We start from the raw sequence: 885 nt of genomic DNA, 5'->3' as shown, positions 1-885 counted from the left end.
CCCCCCCCCCCCCCCCCCCCCCCCCCCCCCCCCCCCCCCCCCCGCGGCGCGCTGCGGCGCTGGTCGCGGCGGGGCTGCTGGCCGTCACGGGGGGCGGCCTCCTCACCGCGGGCCTGACGGGGGAGGAGCCCGAGCCCGGGGCCGCCGGCACGTCGGCGCAGGGCGCCCCCGCGCCGGAGCCCGCCCTCACCGTGGCCCCGCGCGCGGAGGGGGTCACCGCCCCGGCGGGGGAGCCGCAGCCCACGGCGGTGGAGCCGCAGCCGACGGCGGTGCCGGCCCTGGCCGCGGACGCCGACGTCCGCCTGCGCGTGCCCGCGGTCGGCATCGACCTGCCCGTGCACCCCCTGGAGCCGGACGGCGGCGCCATCAACCCGCCCACGATGACGGACGCCTACTGGATCGACCCGTACGGCCAGCCGGGGGCGGGGGCCTCCGCGCCGGACAACACCGTCTACATCGCCGCCCACTCGTGGAGCCGCGGCGAGGCCGCCTTCGACCCGCTGCTCGACGCCGACTTCCGGGGCGGCGCGGTGGGCCCCGGGGACGTCGTCGAGGTCGAGACCCCGTCCGGCACGGCGGAGTACGCCGTCACCGACGTCCGCCGCTACGGCAAGGGCGAGCTCCCGGACGCCGACGAGGTCTGGGCCGTCCACCCGGGCCGCCTCGTGCTCATCACGTGCTTCCAGCGCGAGGACGGCGGCCGCTCCACCGAGAACCTCGTCGTCACGGCAGAGCTGGAGGCCGACGCGGCCCGCTGATCCCCGCCGGGCGCAGGAGCCGTCCACGGGCGTGACCGTGCACGGTCACGCCCGTGGACGGCTCCTGCGCCCGGCGGGGATCAGCGGGCCGCGTCGGCCTCCAGCTCTGCCGTGACGACGAGGTTCT

The 885-nt window shown here is 79.8% G+C and carries 1 protein-coding gene; it reads left to right on the top strand.

The features are described 5' to 3' along the window. The first annotated feature begins 248 nt into the window (after window positions 1-248). Window positions 249-758 (top strand): class F sortase, encoded by a 510-nt coding sequence (locus WDV85_RS13780; RefSeq protein WP_339571173.1) that lies wholly within the window; start codon window positions 249-251, stop codon window positions 756-758. Window positions 759-885 lie beyond the last annotated feature (127 nt).

The sequence above is a fragment of the Pseudokineococcus sp. 5B2Z-1 genome (assembly GCF_037482305.1).
Lineage (GTDB): Bacteria > Actinomycetota > Actinomycetes > Actinomycetales > Quadrisphaeraceae > Pseudokineococcus.
This window is presented reverse-complemented; position numbering and strand designations above follow the sequence as displayed.